The organism is Paenibacillus sp. LS-5, assembly GCF_056121505.1.
Window position 1 is genome coordinate 92,944 of the sequence record NZ_JBWAVA010000017.1, and the last position, 17,819, is coordinate 110,762.

A 17,819-nucleotide genomic window follows, 5' to 3' on the forward strand; every position below is an offset into this window, starting at 1 on the left:
GTGTTATACCAGTGATACGACTCAAAAGCAAATACGTTTCATCCGTTTCGGACGAACTTCAAATGTGCTTACAGGCTGAATTCACTTGGACTAAGTCCCAGTACGCTGCAAATGTTCCGCACAACCGCTTTTTCCTGCTCGTCGAAATCACCGTCAGCCGCCCCGATAGCAGAGCATACGCCTACAATTACGCGTCCAATTTCAGGTTTGTTGCTGAATTTGGCGATGGACTTCAGCGCTTCCTGCTTACCGATCTCCGGAGAAAACTCGAAATTGCTGACATAGAAGTTGAACTGGTTAATGACATCTCTCATGTCAAATACCTTCAGTTCATTACTGAGATTCATATATCCGGCCATTTTATTCTTTTCGGCTTCCTCAATTTTGCCATCTGCAGCAGCTACCAGAGCGCAGCCTGCGACAACCGCGTTCATGAAATCTTTATTTTTAAACTTTTTCACCTGTTCAGTCAGTCCGGTTTTTGTGGTGTTCAACCAGTTTTTAAATGTGCTCATCGTATTCTCCTTCTATCATTAAGTGATGATAAACAAAAGATATTCCAGAGCCTCCTCTCCGCCGTTTCGACAGACATTTACTTAATGTTCCATATCCAAGTACTTACACTTCTAATATAACCGATTAAACGGGAAGATTCTAGTTTGCCAGATTTTCACAGGACCTTGGACAAGAAGGCTTGTGTACGCTCATGCGTTGGATTGCCGAACAGCTGCTCAGGAACCCCCTCCTCGACCACCACACCCTGCTCCATAAACAGTACACGGTCTCCCACCTCTCGGGCAAAGCCCATCTCATGAGTCACTACCACCATTGTCATCCCTTCACGCGCCAAATCCTTCATTACGGCCAGCACCTCACCGACCATTTCCGGGTCAAGCGCAGAAGTAGGCTCATCAAACAGCATAATCTTGGGCTCCATGGCCAGCGCCCGCGCAATCGCAACCCGCTGGGCCTGACCGCCGGAAAGGGAGGCCGGGTAGACCTCCGCCTTTTCCCTTAAACCGACCTTATCCAGCAGCTCCAGCGCCTTCCGGCGGGCTTGCTCAACAGGCCATTTGCGGACTTGAATAGGGGCGAGCATGATATTCTCGATTACTTTTTTGTGGGGGAACAGATTGAACTGTTGAAAGACCATGCCAAGCTCTGTGCGGATATCGTTAATCCTGGTGGTTGTGGCCATTAAGGACGTACCTTCTATAATAATGTCACCCTCTTGCGGCTGCTCCAGCAGATTCAGGCAGCGCAGAAAGGTCGATTTGCCCGAGCCCGAAGGCCCGATCACCACCACTACCTCCCGGATGTGAATATCGACATTGATGTCAGTGAGCACCTTGTGCGCCCCGAATGATTTGTGCAAATGTCTAACTGAGATCATAGGCTCCATATGCGATTACACCTTCCGTTCGATATAATTGAGCAGCTTGCTGAGGGAATACGTAAGGATGAAATAGATCAATGCGGCGGTCAAATACGGCTCCCATATCCGCAAATACTGGCCTTTCATCGTGTTGCTCCAATACATAATCTCCGGTGCGGCAATCAGTGCGAGCAGAGAGGAGTCCTTGACCAGAACTATGAATTCATTCCCGAATGCAGGAACCATCCGTTTGATGGCCTGAGGCAGAATGACAAAACGCATCGCCTGAAATTTGGTCATTCCGAGCGAAACTGCCGCTTCCCGCTGCCCCGGATCAATCGACTGGATGCCTGCACGGAAGATCTCGGCGGAATAAGCGGCAGAGTTCAGGGAGAGTGCCACAAAAGAAGTCATTAGCACATTGGTGCTGCCGTAAAACGCCGGAATCACCCCAAAGTGGACAATCAAAATCTGCACATACAGCGGAGTCCCGCGGAAAAAGTTGATGTAACAATGAAACGGCCAGCGGAAATACGCTTTGGGCGCCATTTTGCCAAATCCAACGATCAGTCCCAATATAGAACCAAAAATAATCGAGGCGATAGATACGCCAATCGTAAAAGCCGTACCCTTTAGCAATACCGGTATATAATGAACAATGATGTCGACTCTGAAATCCATAGGACTCTTCCCTTCTCTTCAGCTTAGATCTTGTTCTCCCGTTCAAAAAAAGAAGCATGCGCAATAGCAATCATTACGCATGCCTGGTTGTTCTTTCGCTTACTCTGCGTTCAGGAGGGTCTGGGTATCCGGCTCTTCACCGAACCAGGTTTTGTAGATTTCGGCGTATTTGCCGTTCTCAATTATTTTCTTGATCGCCGGGTCAAGCTTGGCTTTCCATTCACTGCCTTTAGGATAAAGAATGCCATAATATTCGGAGCCGAAATTTTCTTTATCGATGATACCTGTCAATTTCTCTTTCGGGTTGTTCTTGATATATTCGTTGACGATGGCGATATCCGCCACCACCGCGTCCGCTCCGCCGCCGTTCAGCTCCATCAAGGCTACCGCATTGCTGTCGTAACGCTTCAGATTGGCGTTATCGACACCCATAATTCCGCTCATCAGATCATCCGCCGTAGTTGCCGCCTGCACAGCCACCTTCTTATCCTTCAGGTCAAGCGCATTCTTGATATCGCTACCTTCCTTAACCATAATCATGTTGGTGGATTCAAAATAAGGAATGGAATAATCATAGGTTTCTTTCCGCTCGTCTGTAATGGACACCGAGGACAACCCGGCTTGGTATTCCGTACCTTGTTTCACACTGCTCAGCATAGTATCCCAGCCTGTGTTGGTAACGGTATAGTCGATGCCGGCTTCTTCCATAACCGCCTGGATGAAATCAATGTCAAAGCCCTTGATTTTATCTGTATCCATATATTCCATCGGTGCGTAGCTTGCATCACTGGCGAATTTGATTGTCTCTCCGCTGGCACTGCCGCTGTCCGCACTATTATTGGAACCACACCCCGCTACTGCAAATACCATTAATGACACTATAGCTGACATTATCCATTTATTTTTGCTCCCCATTCTTCAATCCCCCTACTTATTTGTAAAATACTTAAGGAGATTTTATCAGAACAGAAGGTATATGACAATTAACTTTTCTTTATTATGTAATATTATCTAACATTAAATTTATACATCAGCTGGAAGGTACCCGTTTCAGCGAGAAATAGAAGGATGATTTACAGCGTCAAACCTATATTTTCCGGTGTATATTTTCAATAAAAAAAACACCGCCAGAAGATGTAAATCCCGGCAGTGCCTTTTCTATTCAATATTTCCCTCATTGTTATCTTTCATTAACGTGGTCAGGTTAGAACGTCAAATCCCCGTCATACGAGGCGATTAACCGGTAGAGCTCCGGACGGCGGTCGCGGAAGATTCCCCATTCAATCCGGCCAACCTCCAAGGCATCGAGATCGAATTCACTAACCAGGACAGTCTGCTCATCCCTTCCGGCCTCGACAATCTTGTTACCCTGAGGACCGGCGATAAATGATGAACCGTAGAAGTTAATGCTGGACTCTTCATCCGTTTCTTCTCCGATCCGGTTCGAGGCCACGACAGGAATCAGATTCGCTGCCGCGTGACCCAGCATGCAGGTCTGCCAGTGATCCTTAGAATCTATCGATCCGTCCTGCGGCTCTGAACCGATGGCTGTAGGGTAGAATAAAATCTCCGCCCCCATCAGGCTCATCACCCGCGCAGCTTCGGGGTACCATTGATCCCAGCAGACGCCGACGCCAATCTTGGCATAACGGGTATTCCATACTTTAAAGCCGGTATCTCCGGGATTGAAGTAGAACTTCTCTTCATAACCGGGACCATCCGGAATGTGGCTCTTGCGGTACTTGCCCAGTACCGTGCCATCGGCATCAATCACAGCCAGGGAGTTGTAACGGGCGTAGTTCTTCTTCTCATAAAAGCTGATCGGCAGCACTACCTGCAGCTCTTTCGCTACAGCTTTGAAATGGTTCACTGCTTTGTTCTGCTCAAGCTCAGTTGCATAGGCATAATAGTCCGATTTCTCCTTCTGGCAGAAATACGGAGTTTCAAACAGCTCCTGGAGCAGAATAATCTGCGCGCCTTGGGCTGCCGCTTCTCTAACCAGGGTTTCGGCTTTGCGGATATTCTCATCAATGTCACCGGAACAGCTCATTTGTGTCGCGGCTACTTTTACTTTTCTCAAGATTCTGTCCTCCTTACGAATTCTATGACTTCCGGGCAGGCATCTGCTGTGTGGTGCAGTGTACATTGCCGCCTTCACCAATCACGGCCATTCCGTTCACTGTGCGGATTCTCCGGTCCGGGAACAGCTCGGCAAGCTTCTGTTCGGCAAGCTTATCTGTATTCGCAGCCGTTCCTCCGAACACCGGCAGGATAATCCCGCCGTTCACAAAATAAAAATTCAAATAGCTGAGCGTCAGACGGCTGCCCTCAAAATCCGTACGAGGCGGCTGCTGGATCGTGATGATCTCCAGTTTCCGTCCTTTGGCATCCACGGCATTTTCAAGAATGCGCAGATTCTCCTGGGTAATGCCGTAATTCTCATCCTGCGGGTCATCGCAGACCTGGATGATCACCTTGCCAGGTGCAGCGAAGCAGGCAATATTGTCGACATGCCCGTCGGTTTCATCCCCGCTCAGACCGCGTGTCAGCCAGATAATGGACTCTGTACCTGTATATTTACGCACATATTCTTCAATCTCTTCCCGGCCCAGCTCCGGATTACGGTTCTTGTTCAGCAGGCATTCCTCTGTGGTAAGGAGTGTTCCCTCCCCATCGGTATGAATAGACCCGCCCTCCATGACCAGCGGGGCATCGTAACGGGTAACCTGCACCTGCTTCAGAATCTGTGGAGCCACCTCATCATCCAGGTCCCAGGGGGAATATTTGCCGCCCCAGGCATTAAATTTCCAGTTCACACCTGCAAGTGATCCATCCGCACCCTTTACAAAGGTTGGGCCGTTGTCACGCAGCCAGGCGTCATTATGCCGGACCGGCAGCAGCGTAACATTGTCTCCCAGAGCCAGCTTGCCCACCTGTTCCAGCTCTTCCGGGTTCACCACTACGGTCACCGGCTCGAACTCGGCAATGGCACGGATAATCTCGGCATAGCCGCCGCTTACAGCTTCATAATTGTCCGGAAACACCATGGAGGCCTGGACCGGCCAGGAAATAAAGGTACGTTCATGCTCGTCCCATTCGGGTGGCATGATATAGTGTAGGTCTTTGGGATACATTCTTATAGTTACCTCTGCTATTCATATTTGGAGCGCTCGGGTCTCCCGGCAAAGCTCCTTACCCATCATACAATAATATAGGGTTGCGCTCAATTGCCGCACAAACAAATCCCCCTGGGAAAATCCAGGGGGATCAGGGTCTTGCCGTATTTTATAGCTTGATCTGTTTCACTATATTTCCTGCAAAGTCCTTAATGATGAAAGCTCCATTCTCCAGAATCCCGTAGGAATTGGGATGGTTCTCTTTGGGCAGGGAGATGGAGCCGGGATTCAGCACCGTGATACCCTCTTTGACCTCCGCTACGGGCAGATGGGTATGCCCCTGGATAAAAACATCGCCCGGTGCCAGCTGCGGCAGATGGTCGATGCTGAAGCCGTGTCCATGGGTGGCATAGATTTTCCGGCCTTCATGGAGGATCAGTACATAGTCGCCCATCATCGGAAAATGCAGCAGCATCTGGTCGACCTCGGCGTCACAGTTGCCGCGTACGGCCACCAGTGATTTGCCGTAGGCATTCAGCCTGTCGGCTACTCCCTGGGGATCATAACCATCCGGCAGCGGATTCCGCGGGCCGTGATACAGGAAATCCCCCAGTACAACAAGCGTATGCGGCTGCTCTTCTTCCACCTTCATTAGTGCCTGCTCCAGCCAGTGCAGTGATCCATGAATATCCGAAATGAACATTAGTTTCATGATATATTCCCCTTTTCCTTAATGGTCTATAAGTTGAACTTTTGATTACCCAATTGGCCTTGGTCGTGACTGCGGTGAATGTTTGGACTTCCGACCGCTGTTATGTTTGGATTTCGTGATTTAAACCGTTGTTCACGGGTGAAATCCAAACATAGTCCGCGCTTACGATGCCAGCTTTCCTGCGGAAAGCTCTTAGTCGGTCGCTACCACTCCGTAAGTATCCAAACTTCACCTACGCCACTTCTGACCTTTGGTAGGTCTTTCGTTCATCTTATATAGATTGTCCTATGTATCTATTTATCTTAACTCTCCTTGGGTCTCTAACGCAAAGCGGGCGCCCGCGGGGCGCCCTGCATTTTACGTTCTAATCTACTATGGCTTAAGGCAGATTCGAGGAACCCATCAGGAACCGGTCCACTTCCCGGGCAGCCTGCCGTCCTTCATTAATGGCCCATACCACAAGGCTCTGGCCGCGCCGTATATCTCCAGCCGCGAACACACCCTCCACATTGGTAGCCTGTGTTCCGAACTCTGCTTTGGCGTTGGAGCGCTCATCACGTTCAACTCCAAGCTGCCCCAGCACAGTCTCTTCCGGTCCGGTGAACCCTAAGGCAAGAAGTACAAGCTGTGCCTGTATGACTTCTTCACTGCCTGGAATCTCAACCGGAACCATCCGGCCCTGTTCATTCCGGGTCCATTCGATGCGTACGGTATGCAGCTCCTGCACATGTCCGCCGTCGTCACCGACAAATCGCTTCGTATTCACAAGATAACGGCGCGGATCTTCCTTATACAAGGCCGCTGCTTCCTGCTGGCCGTAATCCACCTTCATCACCTTCGGCCATTCCGGCCAAGGGTTGCTTGCCTGTCGGGTAAGTGGTGACTGCGGCATGATCTCCAGTTGGACCACACTGTGGCAGCCGTGACGGATGGAGGTAGCGACGCAGTCTGTACCTGTATCCCCGCCGCCAATAACGACCACATCTTTGCCGGCTGCAGAGATGTATTCGCCGTCTGCGAGGCCGGAGTCGAGCAGGCTCTTCGTGTTCAGCGTCAGAAATTCCATCGCCTGATGGATGCCGTGCAGCTCACGCCCTTCCAGCGCCAGATCACGCGCCTGCGTAGAGCCGCCGCACAGCACCACTGCATCATTCTCTGCTTTCAGCTGCGATGCTTCAATATCCCTGCCGATCTCGGTCCGGGTAACGAAGGTAATGCCTTCTGCTGCCAGCAGATCTACGCGGCGCTGCACGGTTTGTTTGTCCAGCTTCATATTCGGGATTCCGTAGGTCAACAGACCGCCGATACGGTCCGCACGTTCGTATACTGTTACACTATGTCCGGCTTTGTTAAGCTGCGCGGCACAGGCAAGACCTGCAGGACCGGAGCCGACTACAGCGACTTTTTTGCCGGTACGGCTAAGCGGCGGTTGGGGAACGATCCAGCCCTCGGCAAAACCTCTGTCCACGATGGCTTTCTCAATCGACTTGATCGTGACCGGGTTGCCATTCATCCCCACAGTACAAGAACCTTCACAAGGTGCAGGACAGACACGTCCGGTAAACTCCGGAAAGTTATTGGTCTTGTGAAGCCGTTTCAGGGCAACCTCCCAGTTGCCGCGGTATACCATATCATTCCATTCCGGAATGAGATTATGCAGCGGACACCCGGAAGCCATCCCGGAGAGCAGCCGCCCCACATGGCAGAACGGTGTACCGCAATCCATGCAGCGAGCACCCTGCTCCTTCAGCTTCTCCTCGTCCATCTTCTGCGAAAATTCATTCCAGTTCTTAATCCGTTCCAAAGGCTCGCACTCCGCAGGAGTCTGCCGCTGATATTCAAGAAATCCTGTTGCTTTACCCATACCTGTCATCCTCCGAGTCTCTCTAATTGGCCGCCGAATAACCAAAGGCGGCATTGTTGCCCCATTCGGCTCCAAAAAGACAGTTACTCTCTGTCACCGACTGATTATTTGTCACTGTAAAGCAGCAAAGTAAGACGCTGTGTCAAGGCGGTTTCCCGCCTGAAATGACTCTATAATATCATTGATCCTGCATAGCTTAAATGAATAATGTCACATTTTTTAAATAAAATTTCGGGTGTTGTCCAGTTGCAAGAAAAAAGGCTCCTCCCAGGGCAATGAGGCCATGGGAAAGCCCTTATTTGTAGCCTTTATTTCTATCAGGTCAAGATCAAACCAGATTCCAGAACATCGCAGTATTCGCCACAGCAATAATGGTAAACAAAATGGTGTTCAGGAAGGAGGCGAGCCATACATTGTTCGTTTTTTCAAAAATTTTACGGGCATATAGAGCTGCTACTAAAAGAATAGGCACCATAGCGAACAATAGAATGCCGTTCAAGGATTGCCCTGGATATAAAGCTACTCCAGTAATGAAATCTTTGCCATAGTGAGCTGCCATCCAAAGAATAAGTCCGCCTACATTGAGAATAACGGACAGCATGTATCCTCCTTTTTGGCCCCGGGTATTCGCATTCAGAGCTACAACACTGACAAAGTAGTAGATCAGGAAAAATGGCATGTAGCGCAGTGCAGTAATCAAATGCTCGGTTTCAAAGGTACGCACTGCAAAGGTCCAAATCCGGAAGTCCGTGCCCGCTACCGCCTGTACTGCGAATAAAAGCAAGTATCCTGCAGCGACTGCAATAATTGCGGTACAAAGGCTGGCGACAATGGTGATGATATCCAGATGTATGCCATAGCCGCTGAATTTCGTACCGGCCTGCTTCTTGGAGAAGAAGTAGAAAGCAAATGTTATGAAGGCCATAATAAGCCCGGAAGCAACCGCCCAATAGGCAATCTGGTTCGTAGTAGGTTCATTAAAGTAAGAGCCGGTTGTAAGGATATGATTCGCATTTTTAAAGATGATCCACATCACCAATGATACTACCGCCAGCACTGCACTACCCGTACTCAAATTCTTCATTTTTGCAGCGGCATCCGGGTTAGCCTTTTGATTATTTGCCAGAATGAAGCCTGCACCGGCTGCCACCAAGCAGACTACCGCCAGGATCACGGAAATCACACTCAAGTTATTCATCCCGTCTGCTTCTTTATCCATTAGTGTCGGGAACAAAATAGCCGGGATCAATGTACTGAACACGATTGCAGCCCAATATACGGACTTTTGAATACCAGTTGAAGGTGCGCTGACAGTTGCTATGGATGGTGTGACCGAACGCTTCAGGAACGGAACCTTGAGCAGCAGGCTTATAAGCGGAATCATGAGCAGGAAGAAGCCGATTAAGGCAATGAAGTTGCCCGCTTCTTTCATCCACCAAATCTGATGTGCCGAACCAAGATCAGCATTCGACTGGGCGGGTGAGGTCACACCCTTAAATGTATGGGCATAAAAATCAATTATATTTGCGGTTGCAGCTGTAGAAAAGTGATTCCATGGATGAATCTCATTTGGTGTAAACAGAATATGCTCACCCGTCTGCGAAGGACGTACTACCTTATCCTCGAGCTTCAGATCACCGGACTCTACCGTATAGAACTTACCGGCCTCCCCGGTTTGAATATCCGCTGAAAGCCCAAGGAAGGCTTTACCAGAGACAGTTGCTGCGAAATCTTTGTCTGTTACGGTACCTTTTACTTTCAGCTCTGCTGCACTTTTTTCCGGGTCAGACTTATTGAAGAAGAATTCATCGTACTTGCCTGCAATCATCCCAACCGTACGGTTTCCAAATGCTGCTTGCATCTGGTCTTGGGGAGCAACCGCCGAAGAGTAAGAGAAGTCCGCACCCGCAGTAATCCCTGCATAGATCATCCGCTGACCCGTCTGCAAAGCGTTTAGCTCATCCATATACATCGCCAGCAAGGAGGAGAATCCACCCATAGAGTGGCCGCTGACAGCGACATAGGCGTTGCCTTTATCGTCTTTTTTGGTATAATCCTGGGCGAAAATATACTTTGATGCATCAAATTGTGAATAAATCCAGAAAGTGCTGAACAGATCCTTTACAGGGATGTCACTCTCCCACCGGGAGTCACCGTGATCATACATATCCAAGGCTAGGACGATATATCCTCTTCTGGACATTTCGATCGCAGGCGCATCTTGCATTTCTTTAGTGTTCAGGTAACCATGTGTCGTAATAATAACGGGTCTGGGATCATCAGCTCCTGCTCCTTTAGGCATGTAGAGCAACCCTGAGAGCGTTCCGTGGTCTGCCTTGAATTTAATTTCTTTGACCTTCACGGAGTAAAACGAAGTATTGAACAGGCTGGCAAGGAAGCTTCCAAGGAGGATCAGTACTAAAGATAAGGCCAGTAACCCATTCGGTTTTTTGACGATCGAAACCATTTTTCTCATCATTGTAGCTCCTTTGTATTTAAGCTAAAAAACATACAACCCAAACCCCGAAATGTAAACGCTACCAAAACTTCAACTAAAGTATATAGCAGGTTGTTATTCTTGATAGTGGAATATCCTAACTAATAATTATAATTCTCAATCGTAATTATTTGCACTGGATGTAAAGAATGGTATCCTATTGTTACAAGTTGCTCAGGAGGTGTAGTTCTTTTGATACATGAATCATTACGTATTAACAAAATTTTGGACCTGAAAAAATGGAAGCGCCTTCAAGACTCGCTGGCTACTGTCACCAAACTGGCCATTCTAACGGTTGATTATAAAGGCATTCCTGTCACTACCCACAGCAGCTGCCAGTCGTTCTGCCAAAATGTACGAAAGGACCCTGATCTGCTGCCCTATTGCCAAAAATGTGATTCGCGCGGCGGTCTGGAAGCGGTTCGGTTGAATGCTCCTTACGTGTATCTGTGCCATTTTAATATCGTAGACATTGCTATTCCTATCACCGTTGATGATAAATACCTCGGCGCTGTCATGGCAGGACAAGTGAAGCTCTCAGATCCTGAGAATGGCATTGATCTGGAGCAAATTGTAACCTCCAAGAATAAATCCTTGCACCTGCTCACAGGGAACCCCTTAAAAGAACACTATGATAATATTCCAACCATGACTTATGAAGAAGTCGTAAAAATATCCAATATGTTATTTCTGCTGTGCAACTATATTATCGAGGAGGCCCTCAATAAAAATCTGCTTGTTGAAATGTTCGAGAAAGCGTCCGGCAACGATGAAACTCTAAACATCTCCACCATCTTGCCTGGCTACACCATTAAAAATATTGAATCTGTAAAAAAAGAAATGACTAATGCTATCGCTGATGCCTATCTAAAAAACACTTCAAATGATACAACGATTTGTACCAACTCGGTTCTCCAACCGGCCTGTGACTATATTCACCATAATAGGAGTGAAAATATAACGTTAACGCATATGGCTGAGCTTTGTCATATCAGCCCCAGCTATTTCAGCAGGCTGTTTACCAAGGAGACGGGAGAGAACTTCACGACTTATCTGGCACGGCTCAAGATCCAGTGGGCTAAACAGCTATTGGAAGTAACCGATATGCCAGTTGCCCAAATCAGCGATGAGCTTGGGTTCAATGAACCGGGTTATTTTATTAAAATTTTCAAAAAATTCGAAGAAATTACGCCCGCCGTCTATCGTAAGTATTATAGAGAGAAGTAGGCTACATAAGTAAAAAGGTGACATCTCCATATAACACGCCCCCTTTATCCAGCACAAAAAACGAGGGTGCCGCAAGCCAGTTACAGCTTGCGGCACCCCATCTATGCCTGAACGGCCAGAACGACCATACCAAGACCTGTAACGGTCAGCCGCCCGTATGTTTGGAGGACTGCCAGTTCTTCCCCAAGCAGCGGCTCCCATGCTCCCAGCGGTGGTAACGTAAACTTCGATCCACCCGGATTGGCATTGTAGACTACGTACAAGTGCTTCGCCGGATCGCCTCCGGCATGCTCACGCAGCGTATATGCCACAGTACCCGCAGGCGCTTTTTCGAAGAATAGCTTGGCGCGGATTTCCTCGGCACTGTGCATGCGGAAGGCGGGATGGGTCCGGCGCAGCAATATGAGCTTTTTCATGTAAGCAACCTCGTCCGCATAAGCGGCACAGCGCTCCCAATCCAGCCAATTGATCTCTACCGGTGATTTATAGCTGTTCTCCACACCTTTTTTGGTACGCATAAATTCCTGTCCGGCATGAAGGAACGGTATCCCCTGGCTCGTCAGCACCATGGCTGAAGCCAGGCGGTGCATTGCCCTGCGCTGCTTGTCGGTCACTCCGGCAGAGGATAGGACGATTTTGTCCCACAAGGTATGATTGTCATGGCATTCCATATAGTTCACGCACTGCCGGGGTTCGTCGGCGAACTGGCCTGTGGTCTGTCCGTATACCACTCCCCCGGTGATGCCTGTCTTCACCGCCTGCTCCAGTCCCGATCTGCCGCCGATAAACCCCGGTTCCTCATGCCTGAAAATATTACCCTTCACCGCATCCCGAAAACCATCGTTAAAATGTCCGATTCCTGGCAGTGCGTCTGCGTTGCTCTGGTTAGCCAAGCGTTCCATGGCAAGCTCGGTCTCCATGATCCAGCCCTCACCGATGGTCATGATGGAAGGGTCCATCTCATCCAGACGCCGGCGGATTTCTGCCATTGTGTCAATATCAATCAGGCCCATGAGATCAAACCGGAAGCCGTCCATATGATATTCTTTGGCCCAGTAGAGGACCGAATCTACAATGAACCGGGAGACCATCGTACGCTCGGAAGCCACATCATTGCCGCACCCTGAACCGCCTGACAAGCTGCCGTCCCGCTTATAGCGCAGATAATAGCCTGGAACCAGCTTCGTGAAATTCACACGGTATCCGTCATACACATGGTTATAGACCACATCCATGATTACACGCAGACCACGGTCATGCAGCGCCTGGATCATGGTTTTGAGCTCTGTAATGCGCACACCAGGCAGATAGGGGTCAGTTGCATAAGAACCCTCAGGGGCATTGTAATTCTTCGGATCATAACCCCAGTTATAGTGCGGCTGATCCAGCTTAGTTTCATCCACACTCTCTGTGGCGAAGTCATACACCGGCAGCAGCTGAACATGCGTCACTCCAAGATCGGCAATATGATCCAGCCCGGTCAGAATTCCCCCCGGACCGCGTGTTCCGCCTTCAGCCAGACCTAGAAATTGTCCTTGGTGGGCAATCCCGCTGGCCGGATGAATGGATAAATCCCGCAAATGAAGCTCATAGATGACTGCATCTACAGGACTTGCCAAAGGCGGCTTAGCTTCGGTCCATCGCTCCGGATCCGTACGGCGCAGATCAATAATCGCCGCTCTGTCCCCATTCACACCTACAGCGCGGGCGTAAGGGTCTGCGGCTTCATTCCACTGGTCACCGATACGCACGCGATAAGTATACAGCTTGCCCTCCAGATCACCGGAGACCGTCAGCCTCCAGGTCCCCCTTATCTCCCGGGTCATGGGCAAGCGGTCGCCGGCGGTCTGCTGCCAGGAGTCATAGAGAACAACCTCCGCCTCCTGTGCGGTAGGAGCCCACAGACAAAAGGCTGAGTAGGCAGCAGTATAGTTGAGGCCCAGATCATCCCCATCATAGCTGAACAGCCGGTCAAAATCCTGGTCGAATACAGAAATGCCCCCGGTTGCTGCAGGATCCCCGTAATAGATGGTTTCTTCCATTTCCCTTTGTACTGACAAATCCCTCTGTCCCCTTTACCCTTTATTAATTGGATATTATAACCTGATTATCCACCTTGCGCAAACGTTTGTACAGAGCGATTTATGGATCGGAACGGGCGGGGTCAGAGCCCTGCTCTAACTCTGTTCCCGCTGCGTTTCGTGATCCTTCATTCTATGTTCAGCGCTATCATGGTAAGAATGCCCCGATTCGGATAATAAGGAATATGGCGTATACTATTATCCTGAACAATCAACGCGGGTCCTGTGGCCGCCTCTGTCACGTCGTAACCGGTTCCCAGCACCCAGTGATAATCATAGGCATATCTCCCCCTCCAGCGGAGGCTGAACCACTTATCAAACTTCACGGCTACCGGACGCCCAGCATCAATCTCCGCCCGATACCTCTGCATGTCATTAAAAACGGATACTAAACCCGGCTGGTCCCTGTTCTTTGCACGCGGGAGTGCAGCACCGATATAAGCCTGAAGGCCTTTGGCGAAACTGCGTGCACTCATCCCCCACGGAGTCCCCCCGTAATGGCTGTATATATAATTTATATGTGCTGCTTTGGATTTAAAATGATCCGAACCCGGAATATTCCCGTAACCTCTCCTGGTGTGCCAATATTCGATTAAAGCGGCCATGGCCGCCGGCCCGCAGGCAGAGCCGGGCGAAGCTACGCCCGGCTCCCACTGTGTATAAGGCTCCACTTCCAGCCGATGTTCAGATCTTTCCGCGCTCATAGGGATATCTTTTCCTTCCGTTCCCTGAGTATCCGCTCAATGTCAGAGGCCAGAAACGGCTTGCTGACGAAGTCTTCCATACCTGCAGACATGCAGCGTTCCCGGTCCTCGGGTCTGGCATAGGCAGTTACCGCAACGATGAATGGCTGGTGGCGGGCTGGAGCCTCCTCCCTGATTCTGGCCGACGCTGTAATTCCGCTCATCACGGGCATCTGGACATCCATAAATAAGAGATCATACGGACGCTCTAGAACGGCCTCTAACGCCTGCTGGCCATTCTCCACCAGATCCGCCCTATATCCCCGTTTCTCCAGCATCGTAAGTAAAAGCTTTTGATTGACCGGGTGGTCCTCTGCAACCAGAATCCGCAGAGGACCGTACTTCGCTTCAGGCAGAGCAGGAGTGAGGCCATCTACAGACAATATGCCGCTTGAATCCGTATGGACACCATCATTCTGCGCTTTGGAATCTATGGACTGCCGATTATCTTCCGCCCCATTCACTTCCCATTCCTCATCGGTAACGACAGGAAGGGTGAAGTAGAAGGTTGATCCTTCGTTCTCTGCGCTCTCCACTCCTATCGCTCCGCCCATAAGCTCGACGAGGCTTTTGCAAATTGCGAGCCCCAGGCCTGTTCCCCCATATTTGCGGTTAATGGAAGGATGCAATTGGGAGAACGATTGAAACAGCAGCGGCTGCTTGTCAGTTGGAATACCGATTCCGGTATCCTGCACACTGAACTTCAGATTCAGCTTCCTTGCATTCGGGCAATATTCCGTTTTGACAGCAATAGAGACCTGGCCTTCTTCGGTGAATTTGACTGCATTGCTGACCAAATTAACAAGCACCTGGCGAAGCCGGTCTGCGTCTCCGATGATCAGCTCCGGAACATCCGAGGCGATCTGGCTGGATAGCCGGACATTCTTCTCCCCGGCTTTAGGTGCAAACAGTTCGGTAACCATCTCCATGACTGATTCCACACTGACCGGTTCATGATTAAGCGTCATTTTGCCGGCTTCGATTTTGCTGAAATCAAGAATTTCATTGAGAAGATACAACAGCGAAGCGCTGCTCTGGCTGATGATCTCCGCATAACCACGCTGTTCCTCATCGAGCTCCGTCTCCGCCAGCAGATCAGTCATCCCCATAATTCCATTCATCGGGGTCCGCAGCTCATGGCTCATCACCGCCAGAAACTCGGACTTGGCCTGGTCCGCCTTCTCGGCAGACTCCTTGGCGCGGATAATCTCCTGCTCATCGGTAATGTCCCGGAATACGACAACTGCCCCTTTGCGCTCTCCCTTGTCGAACAGCGGTGTTGCCCGATATTCTGCAAGAAAGCTGGAGCCATCCTTGCGCCACAATACCGCATCCATGCTGCGCTTAGACTCTCCTGTCCGAATAACCCTGAGCAGGGGTGAATCCTCAGGCCGGTAATGAACGGCATCCGAAGCCGTTTGCCGGATATGGTCCAGATAAGAACGGCCCATAATCTCGTCATGCTCAAACCCGAGCATCCTTACTCCCGCCGGATTGATAAAAGTGACTCTTCCTTCGGTATCCAGACCAAATATGCCTTCGGACACCGCATTTAGGATCAGGGTGTATTCATTGCTCAGCTTCTCTATTTGCTCGGTATACCGGGTGCGCTCTGTTATGTCACGTGAAATCCCGTACACTCCCACTACCTGCTTGTCGACAATAATCGGGATGTTGATCGTATTGATTTCGATATGATGTCCATCTTTATGGATCAATGTCAGATCATAGCTCTGGGGCTCGCCTTGACTGGCCAGTGTGAAGTGATGCAGGGTCTTCGCGATATCCTTTTCATGTACAACAGGTCCAAAATACATTCCAATCAATTCATCCATGGTGTAGCCTGTCAGTTCCTCCAGATTGGAATTCGCTGTCAGATAATCCCCTTGCAGGTTCATGGAATAGACCGCCGATGGATTATACTCGAAAAGAGACTTGTAGCGCTGCTCGCTCTCCTGAAGCATGGATTCAAAACGCTTGCGCTCCGTGATATCACGGCTGACAGAAATAATCTCCAGAATCCGGCCATGATCATCATAAATGTAGCGGCTATTCGTCTCAAACCAGGCATAACTTCCATCCTTGCGGCGGTAACGGAAAGTGACTACGGGAATGCATCCGGAATGCTCGCTATCGGACATCGTCACCTTCAACCGCTGCTGGTCATCGGGGTGCAGATAATCAAAGGCACTGGTCCCTACCATCTCCTCAGGCTCGTAGCCCAGCAGGGACCGGCTGGCGGAAGAACAATAGACAAAGACATTCCCTTCTACGGATTGACGCGAGATCAAATCGATAGAATTCTCCGACATCAGCCGGTAATTCCGCTCGCTTTCTCTTAACTGAAGCTCCATCTGCCGCCGTTCAGTAATATCCTGCATCATGCCGATAAGCTGCACAGGCTTGCCGTCAGGACCGCGCATGACATCCCACTGAATGTGAACATCTAGCATGGCAGTATCAGGAAGAATCAAACGGTAAGAGGTTTCACCGGATTCTCCCTTTTCCACAGCCCGTTCGACTCCTGCAGTCAGTACCGCCATGTCCTCCGGGTGTACCAGGGACAAGAAGTTCTCGTAATTCACGTTCTTTCCTGTACTATAGTGGAGAATCCGTTGCAGCTCTTCCGAGAATGTCAGCCTTTGTCTGGACAGATCCCAGATCCAAGAGCCTATTTTGGCGACCTTCTGGGCAGCGGCTAAGGCTTCTTCATTCTGCTTGCGGCTGTGTACGTTACGGCCAATCCCCATGATCCGTACCACTTCACCATTCTCATCACGGATCATATGAAAAGAAGATTCGAACCATAGATAATGTCCCTCTTTATGGCGGAGCCGGCGGAGATTGACTTTATTCTCCAGGAGACCTTGGGATTGGTTATCCAAGCCTTCAATATCATCAGGGTGATAGAACTCCAGCCGGTTCTTACCAATTACTTCTTCCGGGGTAAAGCCGATTTGCGGCAGCGAGGACGGAGAGATGAAACTCAGCGTTCCATCGGGCTGGGTGATGGAAATCATCGTTTGCTCATCTTTTATAAATAAATCATACAGATCGCGGCTGTCCACGGTCAGCTGATCGGCAATTATACGATCGGTGATATCTTGGGCGTACACAATAACATTCCGGGCCTGTCCCGCCGTCGCCTTGACGAAAGTGAGCAGAAGAAATACCGTACGTCCCGAACGGGTCTGGAATTTCTTCTCCTTGATGAGGGAACCGGCCGCTGATGAGGCAAGTTCTTCCATTAGGCGGTTGTGCATTTGGTGCCGTGCTTCCTCCCGCGAAGCAGAAGTATTATACAGCAACCCCTCGTCCAGGAACTCCTGTTCACTGCAGCCGAGAATATGACAGAAAGCAGGATTTACTTTTACCCATTTGGCTTCTTCGGAAGACAGTACTCCCATCCCCACCGGAGACATCATGAATGCAAGATCCATAATTCCGCTGTTGTCGTTATCCAATTCATTCAAGCCTCCCTCATCTCGAGCTGCTGCTAATGCAGTCCCACTGATGTATATTA

At 49.8% G+C, this 17,819-nt stretch carries 13 protein-coding genes; 1 reads left to right on the forward strand and 12 read right to left on the reverse strand.

The window, feature by feature from the left end; translation table 11 throughout:
• Nucleotides 1-68: 68 nt before the first annotated feature.
• The 9 genes from AC0MA3_RS21500 to AC0MA3_RS21540 all read right to left on the reverse strand — a co-directional run bounded on the left by AC0MA3_RS21500 (nt 69) and on the right by AC0MA3_RS21540 (nt 10,224).
• On the reverse strand, nt 69-515 hold the full coding sequence (locus AC0MA3_RS21500) for a tellurite resistance TerB family protein (RefSeq protein ID WP_379158026.1): 447 nt from the start codon (nt 513-515) through the stop codon (nt 69-71).
• A gap of 155 nt (nt 516-670) precedes the next feature.
• Nucleotides 671-1,393: an amino acid ABC transporter ATP-binding protein gene (locus AC0MA3_RS21505; protein WP_474657726.1), complete on the reverse strand. Its 723-nt coding sequence runs from the start codon at nt 1,391-1,393 to the stop codon at nt 671-673.
• Nucleotides 1,394-1,408: 15 nt separating this feature from the next.
• Nucleotides 1,409-2,056 carry an amino acid ABC transporter permease gene (locus AC0MA3_RS21510; protein ID WP_474657696.1) on the reverse strand — a complete coding sequence of 216 codons (648 nt, stop codon included), beginning with the start codon at nt 2,054-2,056 and terminating at the stop codon, nt 1,409-1,411.
• 99 nt (nt 2,057-2,155) lie between these two features.
• Nucleotides 2,156-2,971: a transporter substrate-binding domain-containing protein gene (locus AC0MA3_RS21515; RefSeq protein WP_474657697.1), complete on the reverse strand. Its 816-nt coding sequence runs from the start codon at nt 2,969-2,971 to the stop codon at nt 2,156-2,158.
• 289 nt (nt 2,972-3,260) lie between these two features.
• On the reverse strand, nt 3,261-4,136 hold the full coding sequence (gene aguB / locus AC0MA3_RS21520) for an N-carbamoylputrescine amidase (RefSeq protein WP_474657698.1): 876 nt from the start codon (nt 4,134-4,136) through the stop codon (nt 3,261-3,263).
• Nucleotides 4,137-4,158: 22 nt separating this feature from the next.
• Nucleotides 4,159-5,190 (reverse strand): agmatine deiminase family protein, encoded by a 1,032-nt coding sequence (locus AC0MA3_RS21525; protein ID WP_474657699.1) that lies wholly within the window; start codon nt 5,188-5,190, stop codon nt 4,159-4,161.
• A 151-nt stretch (nt 5,191-5,341) separates the two neighbouring features.
• Nucleotides 5,342-5,884: a phosphodiesterase gene (gene yfcE / locus AC0MA3_RS21530; RefSeq protein WP_474657700.1), complete on the reverse strand. Its 543-nt coding sequence runs from the start codon at nt 5,882-5,884 to the stop codon at nt 5,342-5,344.
• 379 nt (nt 5,885-6,263) lie between these two features.
• Nucleotides 6,264-7,748 (reverse strand): glutamate synthase subunit beta, encoded by a 1,485-nt coding sequence (locus tag AC0MA3_RS21535; protein ID WP_474657701.1) that lies wholly within the window; start codon nt 7,746-7,748, stop codon nt 6,264-6,266.
• A gap of 328 nt (nt 7,749-8,076) precedes the next feature.
• Nucleotides 8,077-10,224, reverse strand: a complete 2,148-nt coding sequence (locus AC0MA3_RS21540; protein ID WP_474657702.1) for an alpha/beta hydrolase family protein — start codon at nt 10,222-10,224, stop codon at nt 8,077-8,079.
• Between the two features lie 213 nt (nt 10,225-10,437).
• Here AC0MA3_RS21540 and AC0MA3_RS21545 point away from each other — a divergent pair, with 213 nt between their 5' ends.
• Complete coding sequence (locus AC0MA3_RS21545) at nt 10,438-11,472, forward strand: PocR ligand-binding domain-containing protein (protein ID WP_379158001.1); 1,035 nt, start codon at nt 10,438-10,440, stop codon at nt 11,470-11,472.
• 101 nt (nt 11,473-11,573) lie between these two features.
• Here AC0MA3_RS21545 and pulA read toward each other — a convergent pair whose 3' ends face one another.
• From pulA to AC0MA3_RS21560, 3 genes are all read right to left on the reverse strand, one after another.
• Nucleotides 11,574-13,532 carry a type I pullulanase gene (gene pulA / locus AC0MA3_RS21550; RefSeq protein WP_474657703.1) on the reverse strand — a complete coding sequence of 653 codons (1,959 nt, stop codon included), beginning with the start codon at nt 13,530-13,532 and terminating at the stop codon, nt 11,574-11,576.
• Nucleotides 13,533-13,681: 149 nt separating this feature from the next.
• Nucleotides 13,682-14,257: a C39 family peptidase gene (locus tag AC0MA3_RS21555; protein ID WP_474657704.1), complete on the reverse strand. Its 576-nt coding sequence runs from the start codon at nt 14,255-14,257 to the stop codon at nt 13,682-13,684.
• A complete protein-coding gene (locus AC0MA3_RS21560; RefSeq protein WP_474657705.1) occupies nt 14,254-17,760 on the reverse strand; it encodes a PAS domain S-box protein in 3,507 nt (1,168 codons plus the stop codon). The genes AC0MA3_RS21555 and AC0MA3_RS21560 overlap by 4 nt, the downstream gene beginning before the upstream one ends.
• Nucleotides 17,761-17,819: the final 59 nt, after the last annotated feature.